The organism is Flavisolibacter nicotianae (assembly GCF_003628535.1).
GTDB classification, from domain to species: Bacteria; Bacteroidota; Bacteroidia; order Chitinophagales; family Chitinophagaceae; genus Flavisolibacter; species Flavisolibacter nicotianae.
The window spans coordinates 1-16,630 of record NZ_RBCI01000020.1 but is presented as its reverse complement, the minus strand read 5'-3'; the positions used below and the strand labels follow the sequence as shown (position 1 = coordinate 16,630).

10 protein-coding genes are annotated in these 16,630 nt (G+C 49.5%); 6 read left to right on the top strand and 4 right to left on the bottom strand.

Annotated features, from left to right (window positions below; translation table 11 throughout):
* Positions 1-3 precede the first annotated feature (3 nt).
* From D6024_RS25415 to D6024_RS25400, 4 genes are all read right to left on the bottom strand, one after another.
* Positions 4-747 (bottom strand): rhamnogalacturonan acetylesterase, encoded by a 744-nt coding sequence (locus tag D6024_RS25415; RefSeq protein ID WP_121357640.1) that lies wholly within the window; start codon positions 745-747, stop codon positions 4-6.
* A gap of 59 nt (positions 748-806) precedes the next feature.
* On the bottom strand, positions 807-2,738 hold the full coding sequence (locus D6024_RS25410) for a RagB/SusD family nutrient uptake outer membrane protein (protein WP_121357639.1): 1,932 nt from the start codon (positions 2,736-2,738) through the stop codon (positions 807-809).
* Positions 2,739-2,758: 20 nt separating this feature from the next.
* Complete coding sequence (locus D6024_RS25405; protein ID WP_121357638.1) at positions 2,759-6,088, bottom strand: SusC/RagA family TonB-linked outer membrane protein; 3,330 nt, start codon at positions 6,086-6,088, stop codon at positions 2,759-2,761.
* 296 nt (positions 6,089-6,384) lie between these two features.
* Complete coding sequence (locus D6024_RS25400) at positions 6,385-7,149, bottom strand: SDR family NAD(P)-dependent oxidoreductase (RefSeq protein WP_121357648.1); 765 nt, start codon at positions 7,147-7,149, stop codon at positions 6,385-6,387.
* A 210-nt stretch (positions 7,150-7,359) separates the two neighbouring features.
* Here D6024_RS25400 and D6024_RS25395 point away from each other — a divergent pair, with 210 nt between their 5' ends.
* The 6 genes from D6024_RS25395 (at position 7,360) to D6024_RS25370 (ending at position 16,512) form a co-directional block, all read left to right on the top strand.
* Complete coding sequence (locus tag D6024_RS25395; protein ID WP_121357637.1) at positions 7,360-8,406, top strand: LacI family DNA-binding transcriptional regulator; 1,047 nt, start codon at positions 7,360-7,362, stop codon at positions 8,404-8,406.
* 132 nt (positions 8,407-8,538) lie between these two features.
* Entirely contained in the window at positions 8,539-9,990 is a 1,452-nt protein-coding gene (locus D6024_RS25390; RefSeq protein ID WP_121357636.1) for a sialate O-acetylesterase, read from the top strand.
* A gap of 1 nt (position 9,991) precedes the next feature.
* Positions 9,992-12,313, top strand: coding sequence for a DUF5703 domain-containing protein (locus D6024_RS25385; RefSeq protein ID WP_240410162.1), 2,322 nt, complete (start codon positions 9,992-9,994; stop codon positions 12,311-12,313).
* 6 nt (positions 12,314-12,319) lie between these two features.
* Positions 12,320-14,422, top strand: a complete 2,103-nt coding sequence (locus D6024_RS25380) for a glycoside hydrolase family 127 protein (RefSeq protein ID WP_121357635.1) — start codon at positions 12,320-12,322, stop codon at positions 14,420-14,422.
* Between the two features lie 229 nt (positions 14,423-14,651).
* Entirely contained in the window at positions 14,652-16,004 is a 1,353-nt protein-coding gene (locus tag D6024_RS25375) for an AAA family ATPase (protein ID WP_121357634.1), read from the top strand.
* Entirely contained in the window at positions 15,991-16,512 is a 522-nt protein-coding gene (locus D6024_RS25370; RefSeq protein ID WP_121357633.1) for a DUF4435 domain-containing protein, read from the top strand. Before D6024_RS25375 ends, D6024_RS25370 begins: the two co-directional genes overlap by 14 nt.
* The last annotated feature ends 118 nt before the right edge of the window (positions 16,513-16,630 follow it).

Sequence of the window (16,630 nt, the reverse complement as noted above, 5' to 3'; positions counted from 1 at the left end):
GGTTCATTTTTTTAGCGGCTGATAAATATGCGCTGCCAGTGGAAGCTTCAGGTTTTTAATTCCTGCCAGCACCATCTCCGCCACTTTTCTTGCACCCAATTCGCTGAAGTGCGTATCGTCCGTTTTCCCTTCCGGGTAATTGGGGTGCTCGCCTGGCTGCAGGTGATTAAAAAGGGCTTTAGAGCCTTCCACACCAAAGTTTTGGATCAGCGCCTGTCCTTCCAGGTCGAGGTCAATCAGCGGCACATTGTTTTTCGTCGCCACTTCTCTCACCAATTTGGAATAGGCATTGTGCGTGCCCAGGACCGTTCCGGTTGAATCAAACTTTCTGCGGGCAACAGGCGTTAGTAAAACAGGGATGGCTTTTTTCGCTCTTGCTTCCGAAACGTAGCGGGTAAGGTTTGTGGTGAACTGCTCCGGGCTAGTGTAGCTTTTCTTCGTTTCCACTTCATCGTTGTGACCAAACTGGATGAAGACATAATCGCCCTCACGCAAGTTTTCCACCACCGGCTTCCACAGACCTTCTTCGATAAAGGTGCGGCTGCTGCGGCCATTTTTCGCCCTGTCGTCAACGACTACCGACGAATCAAAAAAGTTGGCAAACGGCATGCCCCAACCCGTTTCGGGATAGGCCTTTACGTCTTTGACGGACATCGTGGAATCGCCGATCAGCCAAACTTTCACCGTTTTCGGCGGCAGGCTGAACGCCGTCAAAAACAAACCTGCAAAAAACAAAAGCTTTTTCATCATCTTCCATTTATAACAAACAAAAGGCTGCCAGAATGCAGCCTTTTTGTCTTGATCGATTAATATCCTGGATTTTGTGGCCGCAGGTTGGCGTTGGCATCAATAGAGGCTTGCGGAATCGGGTATAATTCACTCTTGCCGCTAACAAACCCATAGGCATAATAATTCACATAGGTGGTTGTTATATTGGTGCTGGCAAACCAGTTGATCCGGTTGGATGAACTCGATATGCTGTTGTTTCCATTGGTAGGATCCTTGGGTGTACTGGAAGGTGTGGGCATGTAGAATGAATACACCCAGATCTGGCTGCCTGCCTGTGTCGGCACATTGTTCTCAGCCGGCATGTTCTGGTAAAACCACATTTGCTTCGGAAGATTGGCGGTCAGCGTGTAATCCGGCGGAGCAGCCATGTACGACGGTGCGGCCATTGCGGTGCCGGCTGCAAACTTTTGCAGGTTGGCTTTTGTTTCGGTCAGCGCCGTCGACAGCAAATTCCAGCGGATCAGGTCAAATTTCCGTATGCCTTCGCCACCAAATTCAAGGTGTCTTTCGCGAACAAGCAGTTTAAAAAACCCGTTTTTGTCGCCGGGCGCCGCAGGCACAAGGCTGGCATCGCCGTTGTGTCCGCGCAGGCTGACTTCTTTCCAGGCCGCGATGGCATCTGCGGTCGGTCCGTTGTTGATTTCATTTTCGGCCTCGGCAAACATCAGCAACACATCGGAAAAGCGGATCAGCGGCCAGTTCAACTGGAAGTTTTGAATGGACGAATTCGACGCCGGCGTCAGTGTAACCGGATTGCTGCCGGAGGTTTGCCCATTGCTCATGTAGTAGCTCGGACTAGTGATCCAGTCTCTTCTGAATTTACCGTCGTAAATGCTGTTGCTGGCATGCCCGCGGCCATACACATCCCTAACCACTTCAAACGGGACAACTGTTACATCCCGGCGGATGTCCGTGGAATCGAACTGGTAAAAGTAGGTCGGCAGCACGTTGCCCAGTGAGCCGCCAACGCCATTGATCTTGGTGCCATTCTGCGCACCGATCTTGCTGTCGGAGTTGGTACCGTTGGCCATGGCCACCTGCATGATCAGCTCACCCTGCGGATCAACGGCCTTGTGTGCATCCACCACATCTTTCCACAGTCCTTTGAAGGTTGGATAAAGGTTGTGTACGCCCCTGTTTTGCATCAGTTCGGCGCACTCGTCCCTGGCGATCTTGTAATCATCGAGGTAGTTTGCCGGACGCTGCATCTGCCCGACGGCATCGGTGCCACGCAAGGAGTAGCCGCCTGCAAACAAGGCAACTTTTGCCCGCAGCGCCATCGCCGTGCCTTTGGTAAAACGCTCATCGCGGCTTACCTGGTTCAGCCAGGGCATCAGGGTTTTGGCCTCTGCGAGATCACTCAGGATGTGTTTGTAGATCGAGTCGCGGTTCGTTCTTTTCAAAAACAAATCATTCACAAAAGAGGAAGGTACCCGTGGTTCGGGCACATCGCCCCAGATGCGAACAAGCTCAAAAAAATATTGGGCACGAATGGTCAGCGCTTCGCCCAGCATCCGTCTCAATTCGTTTTGATCAGCGCCGGTACCCGAAGCAAACTGCGGCATCCGCGGGATATAATAGATGCAGTTGTTGGCCGCCTCGATGCCTTTGTAAAACTGGTTGAACGTATTCACGATATCGGTGTTGCCGGCACCCAGGGTGTAGTGCGCCTCCTCGTGACGGGCCGAGCTGAGTGAAGAACCACCACCCATGATCGCATCGTCGTCGTAGGCATAGTAATAGCTGGCACGAATTCCGTATCCATAGTCGCCGGCCAGGGAAAGATACGCCCCGTTCAGTGCCGCCTTGGCATTGGGCAGGTTGCTGAAGGCCACGCTGGGATCGATGGTCGACAGTGGCTCCGTCGACAGATATTTTTTACAGGCGGGCAGCACGGCTGCACAGAAAAGCACCGCCAGCGTTGTTGTTCGAAAATCAAAACGTTTCATATATAGCAATGAATTGAAGTTTAGAAATTTAAATTGATACCCGCCAGGAAGGTGCGGCCGCGGGGATAGGCTGCATAGTCAACACCCGGTGTTAATGGGGTACCTCTCCGTGCATTCACATCCGGATCGTAGCCGGAGTAACCGGTAATGGTGGCCACATTATAAACGGTTGCATACACCCGCAGGCTGGCAATCTTTGCCCGTTGCAGCAAACGTGCCGGCAGGGTATAGCCCAGCGTCACGTTGTTGATGCGAAGGAACGAGCCGTCTTCCACCGCAAATGACATCGGCGCAAATCCATTGGTGCTCATACTGGGTCGCCAGATTTTTGCACCAGTGTTCAACGCCGCCAGTGAATCCGGCGAAATGCCGATCACCGTGTTGGAGATTTCTTTTTGCACCAGCTGCCCGTTTTGGTCGATGACCTTCCAACGGTCGTTCATGATGGCCAGCATGTTGGCATCAACGCCATACGCGTTACCAAATTCCAGCTTGTTGGCATTGAAGATCTGGTTTCCATAGGAAAAGTTCATGAAAATGCTGGCGTCAAAACCTTTGTAGCTGAACTGCTGGTTGAAGCCACCGGTAAACTTCGGCAGGGCATGACCGATCACTGTCCGGTCGGCGTCCAGCGTAATCTTTCCATCGCCGTTGACATCCTCGAATTTAATCTGCCCCGGTGCAACACGGTCGGCCAGCACCTTCGAAGGATCAGCCAGTTTCGGATCCAGCGTGTATTGCCAGGTCAGGTTTGGAAATTGTGCATTGGAAACACGCGAGGCCGTAAAATCGTTGACGGTATAAAATCCGGCCACTTTAAGGCCATACATCGTTCCCACTTCATCGCCAACGCGCAGGATGTAATCATCGGGGTTGTTGGTGGAGCTGAACCAGCCTGAGTTGGCTGTGAATTGCTGGTTGGAACCAAGGCTGATGATCCTGTTCTTGTTGAACGCAATGTTGAAATTGGCGTTCCAGGTAAAATCTTTTTTGCGAAGCACATCACCGGACAATTGCAATTCCACACCGGTATTGCGGATCGTTCCCACGTTCTGGTATTGCGTTGTATAACCGGAGGTCGGTGGGATCTTGTTTTCGAGCAGCAGATCGTTGGTCGTGTTGCGATAAAAATCGGCTGTCAGGTTCAGGCGGTTTTGAAAGAAGCTCAGGTCCAGTCCAAGGTTTTCGGAGGTTAGCGACTCCCAGGTAATGTTCGGGTTTCCAAGACGGTTGGGCAATACCAGTGTGTAATTCAACACATCGTTCAGCCCGTAACCACCATTGGACGGCGGTGCGTAACCCGTGGTATAGCCATAGGCCTGCAAGCGGTTATTACCCGATGTACCATAGCTCAGGCGCAGCTTTGCATCGGTGATGAAATACAGGTTCTTCATGAAATCTTCCTGCGAAAATCGCCAGGCGGCAGAAGCCGATGGAAAATAGCCCCATTTCCGGTTAGTGGAATCTTTCAGTGCCAGCGCACTGCTGTAGTCGGGACCAAACAGTGACGAACCATCAGCCCTGAAATTCAGCGTCAGCAGGTATTTGCGGTTGAAGTTGTAGCTGATACGGGAGAAGAACGATAGCTGCGTGGTATTGATCTCCGATGACGTCGGCTTCGGCTGTACCTGCCCTACCGGCGGTGAGGCCAGGCCCAGGTTGGCAAAGGCGATATCGGGCTTGGTACCGATGGGAAAAAAGCGCACTTCCTGTGCGATGCTTCTCGTTTTCGTCTGGTAGATCTCATGTCCCACCAATACATCCAGGCCATGCTTTGAGTTGGCAATGGAAGGAAGCGAATAGTTTAGCACGTTGGAATTGTTGATGGTCGTAAAATCAACATTGTTCCAATTGGCCAGCGGCATGCGGGCATTGGACCGTGAGTTGGCCGTCAGCGTATCGTCAAACGCTCTTGATTCGGTTTTGCTCACGTTGTAACCAAAGGTGCTGCGGAATTGCAGTGCCTTTGTGATGTTATAGTTGGCATAGCCGCTGAAGTTGTAAGCCGTGATGGTGCGCAGGCGATATTCATTGTTCATCAACTGGAGCGGATTCAGTTGGTTCAATCCATTACCGGGGTTGCGGGCATCCAGGTCCGCATCGTAAAAATCATCGCTTTGCCCGGGTAACAACAGGGGCCGGTAGCGGATGTACTGCCGCAGGCGGTTAGATCCTGCTCCACCCTGGTCGGAGGTACCGGCACCGGTTACGTCCTGCAGGTTGTAGCGGACGTTGAAGCCGACTTTCAGTCGTTCACTGGCCTTGTGGTCAAAGCGGAAAGAGGCGAGTTTGCGATCGTAATCCGAATTGGCAATCAAACCCTGTTGCTTGTTATAGGTCAGGCTTAGGTTGTACTGCGTGGCAAGCGTACCACCGGTAATGCTCACGTTGTGCGTTGTTTGAAAAGCGGAGCGTCCCATGGTCCGGTCCTGCCAGTCCATACCGGGAACATTCTTATAATTCGCAATCGTATCGAAGTTGCTCATCCGGTTGATGTACTGGGTGGCAACAGCGGTATCGGTCGGGTTGCCGGTATACGCCGCTCTTTCGTACCCGAACAAAACAAAATTATACGGGTCCATCAGGTCCAGTTTTTTCGACAGTTTGTTATAACCAACAAACGCATTGTACGAGACCGTGGTCTTGCCGCCGGTGTTCTTGCCGCCTTTGGTTGTGATCAGGATAACGCCGTTGGCGCCCCGTGCACCGTAGATGGCCGTGGAGGCCGCATCTTTTAATACATCGATCGATTCGATGTCCTGGGGCGAAAGAATGGAAAGCGCATTTTCTACCTGCACGCCATCTACGACATAGAGCGGCGAGCCACTTTGTGTAATGGAACTGCGGCCACGAACAAAAATGTCAACGTCCGCACCGGGTGATCCTTCCGACACGTTGACCTGCACACCGGCCAGCTTCCCGGCAATGGCTTCGGCGGCGGAATTGACAGGTACATCCTTCAATTGTTTTGCGGTAACGGAGGACACGGCAGAAGTCAGGTCACGGCGGCGCACTACCTGGTAGCCGATGACAACCACGTCGAGGGCCGTCGAGGTCGCGGCCAGGGAAACATCAACCGAGGTTTTCCCGTCGAGCGGAACTTCCCGGGAATTGTAACCAACGAAACTGAATACCAGCACCGGGTTGCCTTTTTCCGGAACGGTTATGGAAAAACGTCCTTCGTTGTTGGAGGAACTTGCCGTTCTTGTTCCTTTGACGGTGACGGTAACACCACTCAGTGGCTGGTTGGTGCTGTCCGAAACAACACGGCCTGTGACCTGTCGCGCCTGGCCCCAGGCAAGGACCCAGCAAACTGCGGCAAGCAGGGAGAGGTAGATTCTTCTTTTCATATTCGAGCATTAAATGTTGCAGTAATCGATGCAGTAAAAATTTGGAAATTGAATGTTATTGTAAATCGCGGAAGGCCACACCATCCAGGTCAAACACCTGGTTCTCGCCGGCCATGCCCCAGATGAACCAGTCATTGGAGCCTGCACAATCATCCTGGGTCATAAAAAATTCTCCCGCAACGGCGCGGCCGCCATGGCCTTTGCTTCTGCAGGACTGAAAGCATACCGTCCTTCCCTGCCTTGCAAGCGAAAACGATTTAACGATTTATCAAGCGTTTGCTACTCCACCTGGTTGTTTAACGCCCCATCCACCCGCCGTCAACGGTCAGGATGGTCCCGTTGACATAGGCGCCTGCGTCGGAACACAGGAAAACCACAGGGCCTTTAAAGTCATCGGGCTCGCCCCACCGGCCGGCAGGTATCCGGTCGAGTATGCTCTTGCTGCGCACTTCATCGTTCCGTAAAGCTTCGGTGTTTTCTGTCGAAATATAGCCCGGAGCAATGCCGTTTACATTGACGCCTTTTGGCGCCCACTCATTGGCCAAAGCTTTTACCAGACTTGCCAATGCCCCTTTGCTGGCCGCATAGCCGGGTACCGTAATGCCGCCCTGGAATGATAACAGCGAACAGGTAAAAACAATCTTACCGCTTCCCCGCGCAATCATTTCCCGACCCAGTTCACGGGCCAGCAGGAACGGTGCATCCAGGTTGATGGAAAGAACACTATCCCAGGCTTCGTCGCTGTGTTCTGCAGCGGGGCTGCGGTGAATGGTGCCGGCATTGTTGATCAGAATGTCAATCGCGGTATAATCGGCTTTCAGTGTTTTGACAAACCGGTAAAGCGCATCGCGGTTGCCGAGATCGACGGCGTAGCCCCGGAAATTGAGACCGGTCGCTTTCACCCTTTTTTCCACCTCACTCCCGGGCTTCAGCGAGGCCGAAACACCAATGATGTCGGCACCTGCCTCTGCCAGCCCGACTGCCATCGCCTGACCGATGCCGCGGCTGCAACCGGTTACCAGAGCTGTTTTCCCTTGTACACCAAAAAGATCGCTTGTCATCAGGATTGTCGTTTTTTCAAATGAGATTCGTTCACCAAGATTGCCGGCGGCAGCTTTTGCAAACAAGTCTACTCAGATATTCAGGGATAACAAGCCAGGGCAAAATCTTTTTTTACGCAATCGTTACCGATAACGTTTGCAGCTGCACCATCTCTATAAAAAATCGATACTTTTAGCCAGTTTTTAAAAAGCCACCCTGATTTTTCAACCATGAAGTTTGAAAGCGCTACCATCAAAGACATTGCAAAAGCCTTGAACCTATCCACTTCCACGGTATCCAGGGCCTTGCGGGGTAGTTACGAGATCAGCGACGAAACCAAGAAGCAGGTGCTGGAATACGCCGAAAAAATCAACTACCGGCCCAACCCCATTGCCCTTTCGTTAAAAGAACGAAGAACCCGCGCCATCGGCGTAGTGGTCAGTGAGATCGCCAACAACTTTTTTTCACAAGCCATCAATGGCATCGAATCCATTGCCTATAACCGGGGTTACCACGTGATCATCACGCAAAGCCACGAGTCGCACGAACGGGAAAAAGTAAACGTGCAACACATGGCCGCGAGAGGCGTTGATGGACTGTTGGTTTCACTCTCCAGTGAGTCGGCTGACATCTCTTACCTGAGAGAGCTCCATGAAAAAGGAATGCCGATGGTTTTTTTTGACCGGGTAACAGATGAAATTGAAACGCACCGGGTGACGGCCAACAATTACAACGGTGCATTTGCCGCTACAGAACATTTGCTTTCGCAGGGATATAAAAACATTGCCCATATCACCTCTTCTCCATTTTTGTCCATTACCAAAGAACGGCTGGCCGGTTACAAGGCAGCCCTGGATAAACACGGAATTCCTTTCAACGAAAACCTGGTGAAGTATTGCCCGCACGGGGGAATGATTGTGAAGGAAGCGGAAGATGCCTTGCACGAATTGAATGCCAAAAAGCAAAAACCGGATGCCATTTTTACCACCGGCGACCGGTTAACCATCGTTTGTTACGGCATTCTCAAACAAATGAAAAAGAACGACCAAACCGGCTTTATCGGTTTTTCCAATACACAGGTCGCGGACCTGTTCTCCCCGTCGTTGAGCGTTGTCAGGCAGCCCGCCTTTGAAATCGGACAATTCTCCATTGAACTACTGATACAGATGATAGAAAGCAAACGGCCCGTAACAGAATTTCAAACCAAAATACTGGAAACCGAATTGGTGGTAAGAGAGTCATCGTTGCACAAGCAAAAAAAGTCGGTTCATTTGTAAGCTGAAAATTCTTGCCGGGTATGTGCAGGAGCCAATCGGGCTCAACTCAACACCTGCCTGTAACAGTAGGTAACAGTTTATTACGTCGAAATCCTGATGTTTGTGTTTTAAACTATCAGATTGACGGATCAAATGACACCACCGAGACCTGCAGCCTTGTTCATCAAATCAAGCGCTTTCCTCCTGGCAGCTATTCTTCTTCAGCAAACAGCATTTGCGCAACTGAAACTGGCCTCCCTTTTCACCGACAACATGGTCTTGCAGCAACAAACCAAAGCAGCGATCTGGGGCTGGGCAACGCCGGGGAAAACGGTTTCCATCAAACCGTCCTGGAACAAAAAAACAATGACGGCAAAAGTGGACGCAAGCGGGAAATGGAAACTGTTTATCGAAACGCCTGTTGCCGGCGGGCCTTACGAAATTGCCGTTTCCGGCGACCGGTCAATCACCTTAAAAAACGTACTGGTTGGCGAAGTCTGGCTTTGTGCCGGACAATCCAATATGGAAATGCCCATGAAGGGTTTTAAGGGCCAGCCGATCATGGGCGCCAACGAAGCGATCCTGCATTCCACCAATAAGAACCTCCGCCTTTACACGGTTCCCCGCGGCGCCTCTACCACGCCCCAGGAGGCCAGCAAGCCGTCCGAATGGAAGGAAGCGGCGCCGGAAGCCGTGAGCAATTTCAGCGCAACGGCCTATTATTTTGGCAAAGAGTTGTCGGCTCTTTTGCAAGTGCCGATCGGTTTGATCAACGTGAGTTACGGCGGCTCTCCAATCGAAAGCTGGATGGACGAAGAAACAGTGAAGTCCTTTCCGGAAATCAATGTTCCGGCAAAAACAGACTCGATAAAAATTCCCAACCGAACACCCACCGCCCTGTACAACGGTATGCTTCACCCTGTAATTGGTTATGGCATCAAAGGCATGGTCTGGTACCAGGGCGAATCGAATTATGATCGTCCGGACCAGTATGAAAAATTATTGCCGGCCGCCGTGCAGCAGTGGCGCCGCGAATGGAACCTGGGTGACTTCCCGTTTTACTTTGTGCAGATTGCGCCCTACAATTATGCCCAACTGCCGCCGTACAATTCGGGAGGAAAATTCAACTCGGCTTACCTGCGTGATGCGCAGCGAAAATCAGTGAATGCCGTTCCCAATTCCGCTATGGCCGTGCTGATGGATGTGGGCGAGGAAGCTAGTATTCACCCGGCACACAAAAAAGAAGCGGGGCAGCGGCTGGCCCTGCTGGCGCTGGCCAAAACCTACGACCTGAAAGGCTTTGGCGCCGAAAGCCCGGCCTACGACACGCTGCTGGTGGCCAATGGCATAGCCGAAGTAAAGTTTAAGAATGCACCAAACTGGCTGACCTCATACGGCAAGGAACTCAGCCTGTTTGAAGTTGCGGGGAAGGACAAACAGTTTTATCCCGCCAAAGCGGTCATTTACCGCAGTTCGGTGATGGTATCGTCGCCCATTGTGAAGGAGCCGCTCGCCGTTCGTTATGCCTTCTGTGATTTTACAACCGGCGAGTTGTTCAGCACCGAGGGTTTGCCTGTATCTTCATTCCGCACTGATAATTGGTAAGATGATGCGAACGTTCAACAGGATTGCCTGGCTTTGTTTCGTTTTCCATATCGCGTTAGGGGCAGCCGCACAACCGAAAGAACTGGATGACTGCAACCTGGTGTGGACCACGCAAAGCAAAAATTCCGGCGAATCGATGCCCTGTGGCGGCGGCAGCATCGGGCTGAACGTGTGGACGGAAAACAATGAAATTTTTCTTTACCTCTCCCGCAGCGGCAGCTTTGATGAAAACAATGCCATGCTGAAAGCCGGCCGTGTGCGCCTGAAACTTTCGCCCCATCCTTTCGATCAAAATTTCAAACAAACGCTTGACCTGAAGACAGGTACGGTTACCATCAGCGGACAAAACGGGAAACTGCAAACAACCGTTACCTGCTGGGTCGATGTTTTTCATCCCGTTGTGCATGTGCAAGTCAACAGTTCGCGGCCCGTGGTGACCGAAGCTGTTTATGAAAACTGGCGCTACCAGGACCGCGTCAGCAAAGGCAGGGCGAACTTTGGCAATTCCTACAAATGGACCTCGCACATCCCGGTTGTAACTCGCAAAGACAAGATTGCCTTTGACGGCAACGGGGTTTTGTTTTATCACCGCAATCAAAACGACAGCACCGTCTTTGCCGTCACCGTTCACCAGCAGGGCCTGGACAGCATCAAAAAGCAACTCTACGATCCACTTTCTTCTCTCACGTTTGGCGGACGGATGGAAGGCACCGACATGAAGCCCGCAGGCACTGTCGATGGCGTTTACCTGGATACGGATTTCAGGGGCTGGAAGCTGGTAAGCAGCAAACCCCGGAAGAAGAATGAAATCACCATCTCCCTTCATACAGAACAAGCGCCAACCATTGAACAATGGAAAACGAGTTTGGCAAAAACGATCCATGCGCCTCTGCAAAAAGGTGCATTGAAAAAAACCAGCGATTGGTGGAAGGCGTTCTGGGAGCGAAGCTTTGTCTTTATCAATCCTTCCCAAAAAGACACGACAGCAACAGCCTGGCAAACCGGCCGCAACTACCAGCTCTTTCGCTACCTGCTTGGCTGTAATGCCTACGGCGACTACCCCACGAAATTCAACGGGGGCTTGTTTACCTACGATCCCTCGCAGACCGACACGGCGTTAAAACTGACACCTGATTTTCGCAACTGGGGCGGCGGCACCTTCTCAGCGCAAAACCAGCGGCTGGTTTATTTCCCGTTTTTGAAAAACGGTGACGTCGACCTGATGACACCGCAGTTTGATTTTTACAGACGACTGTTGAAAAATGCCGAACTGCGAAGCCGGTTTTACTGGGGTCATGCCGGTGCCTGCTTTACGGAGCAACTGGAAAATTTCGGCCTGCCCAACCCTGCGGAATACGGCTGGAAGCGACCGGCCGGTTTTGACAAAGGCGTTGAATACAATGCCTGGCTGGAATATACCTGGGACACGGTGCTGGAATTTTGCCTGATGATCCTGGAAGCCGAACGCTATGCTGGAAAAGACATTACAGGTTACCTGCAGTTCATCGAAAGTTGTCTCAACTTCTTTGACCAGCACTACCAGTACCTTGCGAAACAGCGGGGCATAAAAGCGCTGGACGGCGCCGGCAAGTTGGTGCTGTATCCCGGATCCGGTGGCGAAACCTACAAGATGGCGTACAATTCCACGTCAACCATTGCGGGGTTAAAAACGGTGACAGAACGATTGCTGGCCTTGCCTTCCGTTTATCTTACCGCTTCAAAAAGAGCTGCACTTGACAGCTTCCTGCATCGCCTCCCTCCCATATCGTTCCGGGAATTCGATGGTCACCCAACCATTTCGCCGGCAAAAAGCTGGGAGCGCATCAACCACAAGGAGGCGCCGCAGTTGTACCCCGTTTTTCCCTGGGGTATTTATGGTATTGGCAAACCGGACCTGGACGTTGCCAAAAACACCTGGCTTTACGATACGTCCGTTGTAAAAAACAAGGGCTATATCGGCTGGCGGCAGGAGAACATTTTTGCCGCCCGCCTGGGTTTTACCGACGAGGCCGCAAAACTCACCAGCCAGAAACTCCAAAATTCCGGACGGCGCTTTCCCGCGTTTTGGGGACCGGGCTACGACTGGACACCGGATCACAACTGGGGCGGCTCCGGCATGATCGGTCTGCAGGAAATGCTGCTGCAAACGGCCGGCGATAAAATTTATTTATTCCCAGCCTGGCCAAAAGACTGGGACGTGCATTTCAAATTGCATGCGCCATACCAAACAACCGTAGAAGGCGTTTTGAAGAATGGCAAAGTCGAATCCTTGATCGTTTTGCCTGAATCAAGAAAGAAAGACATCATCATCCTACTTCAATAATCCATGATGAAAAAGATTTGTGTCGCCCTGGCTACAATATTGCTTCTTTGTTTTTGCTTCAACGCAGTTGCGCAGGACAAAAGCCTCACCAACACATCAAAAAGTTCCTTCGCCAGGCTGCGAAGCCTGAACATGAACGACGTGAAATGGACCACCGGTTTTTGGGCGGAGCGTTTCCAGGTTTGCAAAGACTCGATGGTGCCCAACATGTGGCGCATCTACAACGACCCGAACATCAGCCATGCATTTGAGAATTTTAAGATCGCCGCGGGCCTTGACACCGGTTCGCACAAGGGCCCATCTTTCCATGACGGCGATTATTACAAAACCCTTGAAGCCGTTGCGGCCCTGTATGCGGCTACCAAAGATGAACGACTGAATGCAGCCATGGACAGGGCCATTGACGTCATCGGCAAGTCGCAACGCAGCGACGGTTATATCTACACCAAGAACGTGATCGAGCAAAAGAAAACCGGCGACAAAAAACAATTCGAAAGCCGCCTCAGTTTTGAAGCCTACAATATCGGTCACCTGATGACGGCCGCCTGCGTGCATTACCGTGCCACGGGCAAAACATCCCTGCTCGACATCGCCAAAAAAGCCTCCGATTATCTCTACCGCTTTTACGACACGGCCAGCGCCGAAACGGCCCGCAACGCCATCTGTCCTTCGCACTATATGGGCCTTGTGGAAATGTACCGCACCACCTGTGACAAGCGCTACGAAAGCCTCGCAAAAAAACTCATCGACGTTCGTGGCGTGTCCGTTGGCTCCGACGACAACTCCGACCGCTACCCGTTTCGTGACATGCAGGAAGTGCAGGGCCATGCGGTGCGGGCCAATTACCTTTTTGCCGGCGCTGCCGATTTGTATGCGGAGAACGGCGATACGTCGCTGCTTTCAACCCTCAACCGAATGTGGGACGATGTGGTGAACCACAAAATGTACATCACCGGCGGCTGCGGCGCCTTGTACGACGGTGTTTCCAACGACGGCACATCCTACAACCCGAACGACGTGGAAAAGTTGCACCAGGCTTACGGACGAAAATACCAGTTGCCCAACCTGACGGCGCACAACGAAACCTGCGCCAACATCGGCAACCTGCTTTGGAACTGGCGCATGCTGCAAATCACCGGCGATGCAAAATATGCCGACGTGCTGGAAACGGCTTTGTACAACAGCGTGCTGTCGGGCATCAGCCTCGATGGAACAAAGTTCTTTTATACCAATCCCCTTGCCTACTCCGGCGACTTGCCGTTTAAACAACGCTGGACAAAAGAATCATACGCTACCCTAAGCGGAGCCAAAACACTTGACCAGGTAGGACCATTTCCGCAGGAGATGGGCTGGTCGAGGGACCGCTTAGCCTACATTGGCCTTTCCAATTGTTGTCCGCCCAACGTGGTACGCACCATTGCGGAAGTAAACAATTACCTATACAGTTTGTCCGACGAAGGTTTGTGGCTGAACCTCTACGGCAGCAACGAGCTGTCCACGAAATGGAAGGATGGCAACATCCGCATCAAACAGGAAACGGCCTATCCCTGGAACGGCGATATCAAGCTCACCGTGGGCCAGGCACCGGCGAATCTTTCGCTCTTCCTGCGCATTCCTTCCTGGGCCAAAGGTGCAAAGCTCTTGATCAACGGCACCACTCCTGCTGGTGTAAGTGTCACCGAAGGAACCTATGTGGAACTGAAACACCAATGGAAGGCTGGTGATGTAGTGCGCCTGCAACTTCCCATGGAAGCGATGCTGATGGAAGCCAACCCGCTGGTAGAAGAAACCCGTGCACAGGTTGCGGTGAAGCGAGGCCCCATTGTTTACTGTTTGGAATCCGCCGACCTTCCGGCTTCGGTAAAGCCTTTTAATGTTGGCCTGTCGCTGGGTACAAAGTTTACGGCACAACCTATTAAAATAGATGGCGCCAACATCATGAGTTTAACCGGCATAGCCACCGTGCTGAATGATGAAAGCTGGGGCAACCAGTTATATCGCGAAGCAACGAAGAAAACGAAAACAGTTATCGTTCGGCTCATTCCGTATTTTGCCTGGGCCAACCGCAGCGGCGGCAACATGACCGTGTGGCTGCCGGTGAGTAAATGATTTTTTTATGAACCAGGGCCAGTGCTACTATGAAGCGTCTGTTGCGTCGCACTCTTGTACGCTTTGTTCGCTACTGAGCAGAAAGTTTTAAAATATTACTGAAAAAATTGCGCAAATAGTTATCGTCAACTGATAGTAACGAAATAGCTTTTATTACGTATAATTGCAGAGACCGTATTATTAACTGCAGCTTTAAGAAACACATAATTCACAATTAGCGACAAAGCAAATGGGAACAAAAAATCCACTCTCGATAAAAGAGATATTTGTAGATAAACTCTTCGGATATTATACATACAAGATACCTGTTGAGCCTGAAACTGATATTTCTCAGTTGCTAATACTATATGGCGATAATGGCTCAGGAAAAACTACTTTATTGAAGCTAATATTTTGGTTGTTGTCATCTCGTGACAGAAGCGGATACAAAACGAAAATTGCTGAAACTAAATTCAAAAGTTTTTCAATAGTATTTGAAAATGGAATTAAAGTTGGAGCTAACCGAGAAGGCAGCAGCTTAATTGGGAGCTATACTTATTACATCGAACAATCTAAAAAAACGGTTCACTCTTTAAAACTTAAAACTACTTCTAGAAATGCAATAAGCCTTCAAGATGGAACTAAGGAAAATGGCGTTTTCAAGAAAATATTGGATTATATAAAAGAGCTAAATATTTCTGTATTCTACTTATCTGATGACAGAAAAATATTAAATAGCCTCACTTCGTCTGAGCATGAAACAGAAAATTATGGAAATATTATATTGAACGATTCTGATTTAGTATTGACAAGAGATTATGAAAGAGTTGGAATAAAGCGAATGCTTGATGAAAAAAAACTCGCTTTAGAGCCTGCTATCGAAAGATTAATTGACTGGATCAGAACAAAAGTAATTTCAGGTTCTAAAACAGGGGATAAAAATTCGCAAGCAATTTTTACTGACTTAATAAGAAATGTTAGTAAACCAAATGAAGCGATTAAAAGAGCAAAAACAAAGGAGCAGCTAATTCATGAAATTGATATTATTGAAAAGAAGGTTCAACCCTTTGTTAGACTTGGATTGATTGAAACATTCGATTCAAAAACAATAAAAACAGCTATTGATAAATCAAATTCAGCTGTTAGATTGAGAAATTTAAGGATTATTCTGGCTCCTTACATTGAAAGCATTAATGCTAAACTTGAAGCTTTAGAAAAGCTGAAAGACACGATATATCTTTTCCTTGATTCTACAAATGCATACTTCACTAATAAGGCAATCGATTTTAATCTCTCTACAGGCTTCAGCTTATGTCAAAAGGGTGGTGAGCCGATTGATTTTAACCTATTATCGTCTGGTGAAAAACAACTTCTCTTATTATTGATAAACACAATCACTGCCGCTGATGTTGCGACAATATTTATAATAGATGAGCCAGAAATTTCTTTGAACATAAAATGGCAGCGAAACTTAATTGACACTTTACTGAAATTTAGCTCGAATAAAAATATCCAATATATTTTATCGACCCATTCTCTCGAACTTCTGTCATCAAATCTTGATAAAGTAACAAAACTTGAAGAGGTAAATGCAAGTGTTTAAAAAGAAGCATTCTGAAATAATAGCTTTATATAAGCTAGAATCAGAGCTTAGAGATATTTATGTAGAAGGAAGCGTTGATAAAGTTTTTTTAGAGTCGTTCTTAAAAAACAAAAAATGCGGTAAAAAAGTTTTTCCAATTGAAATTGTAGATTTCTCAGAATTAGATAATGCCTATTTCGAAGATTTCGACCCTACCTCAAACAAAAACAAAGTTGCCATACTGTCGAAATTAATTAATGAAAACATTCCGAACTCAAAAGTCAAATGTCTTGTTGATAAAGATTTTGACGACTTTTTGAAGGCAATTTCTAATAAAGTTTTAATAAAAACAGACTTTAGCTGTCTTGAATCTTATCTGTTTTGCGAGGATGTACTTGAAAAATTTCTGTCAATCGCAATAAATAACTTCCCCTTTGGCGCAAACCAAATTTTAACTCAATTATCTAAAGTCTTGAAACCGCTTTTTTGCATTCGGTTAATGAGAGAAATTTGGTACAAGTCTGTGTAAGCTCCCCCTGAATTCGCTGCGTTTAAAAGTATAAAATCAGTTGTTTTCTTTTGGTTTAAACATAGGAATTTGGATTTTATGGTATTCAACTGGCGGCACGAAGCCCAAGGCCTGGTGT

What these genes read in the sequence shown, in the direction of transcription:
- D6024_RS25370 (WP_121357633.1), top strand. Translation starts at nt 15,991, where the DNA reads ATGCAAGTGTTTAAAAAGAAGCATTCTGAAATAATAGCTTTATATAAG.
- D6024_RS25375 (WP_121357634.1), top strand. Translation starts at nt 14,652, where the DNA reads ATGGGAACAAAAAATCCACTCTCGATAAAAGAGATATTTGTAGATAAA.
- D6024_RS25380 (WP_121357635.1), top strand. Translation starts at nt 12,320, where the DNA reads ATGAAAAAGATTTGTGTCGCCCTGGCTACAATATTGCTTCTTTGTTTT.
- D6024_RS25395 (WP_121357637.1), top strand. Translation starts at nt 7,360, where the DNA reads ATGAAGTTTGAAAGCGCTACCATCAAAGACATTGCAAAAGCCTTGAAC.
- D6024_RS25400 (WP_121357648.1), bottom strand. Translation starts at nt 7,149, where the DNA reads ATGACAAGCGATCTTTTTGGTGTACAAGGGAAAACAGCTCTGGTAACC.
- D6024_RS25390 (WP_121357636.1), top strand. Translation starts at nt 8,539, where the DNA reads ATGACACCACCGAGACCTGCAGCCTTGTTCATCAAATCAAGCGCTTTC.
- D6024_RS25410 (WP_121357639.1), bottom strand. Translation starts at nt 2,738, where the DNA reads ATGAAACGTTTTGATTTTCGAACAACAACGCTGGCGGTGCTTTTCTGT.
- D6024_RS25385 (WP_240410162.1), top strand. Translation starts at nt 9,992, where the DNA reads ATGATGCGAACGTTCAACAGGATTGCCTGGCTTTGTTTCGTTTTCCAT.
- D6024_RS25415 (WP_121357640.1), bottom strand. Translation starts at nt 747, where the DNA reads ATGAAAAAGCTTTTGTTTTTTGCAGGTTTGTTTTTGACGGCGTTCAGC.
- D6024_RS25405 (WP_121357638.1), bottom strand. Translation starts at nt 6,088, where the DNA reads ATGAAAAGAAGAATCTACCTCTCCCTGCTTGCCGCAGTTTGCTGGGTC.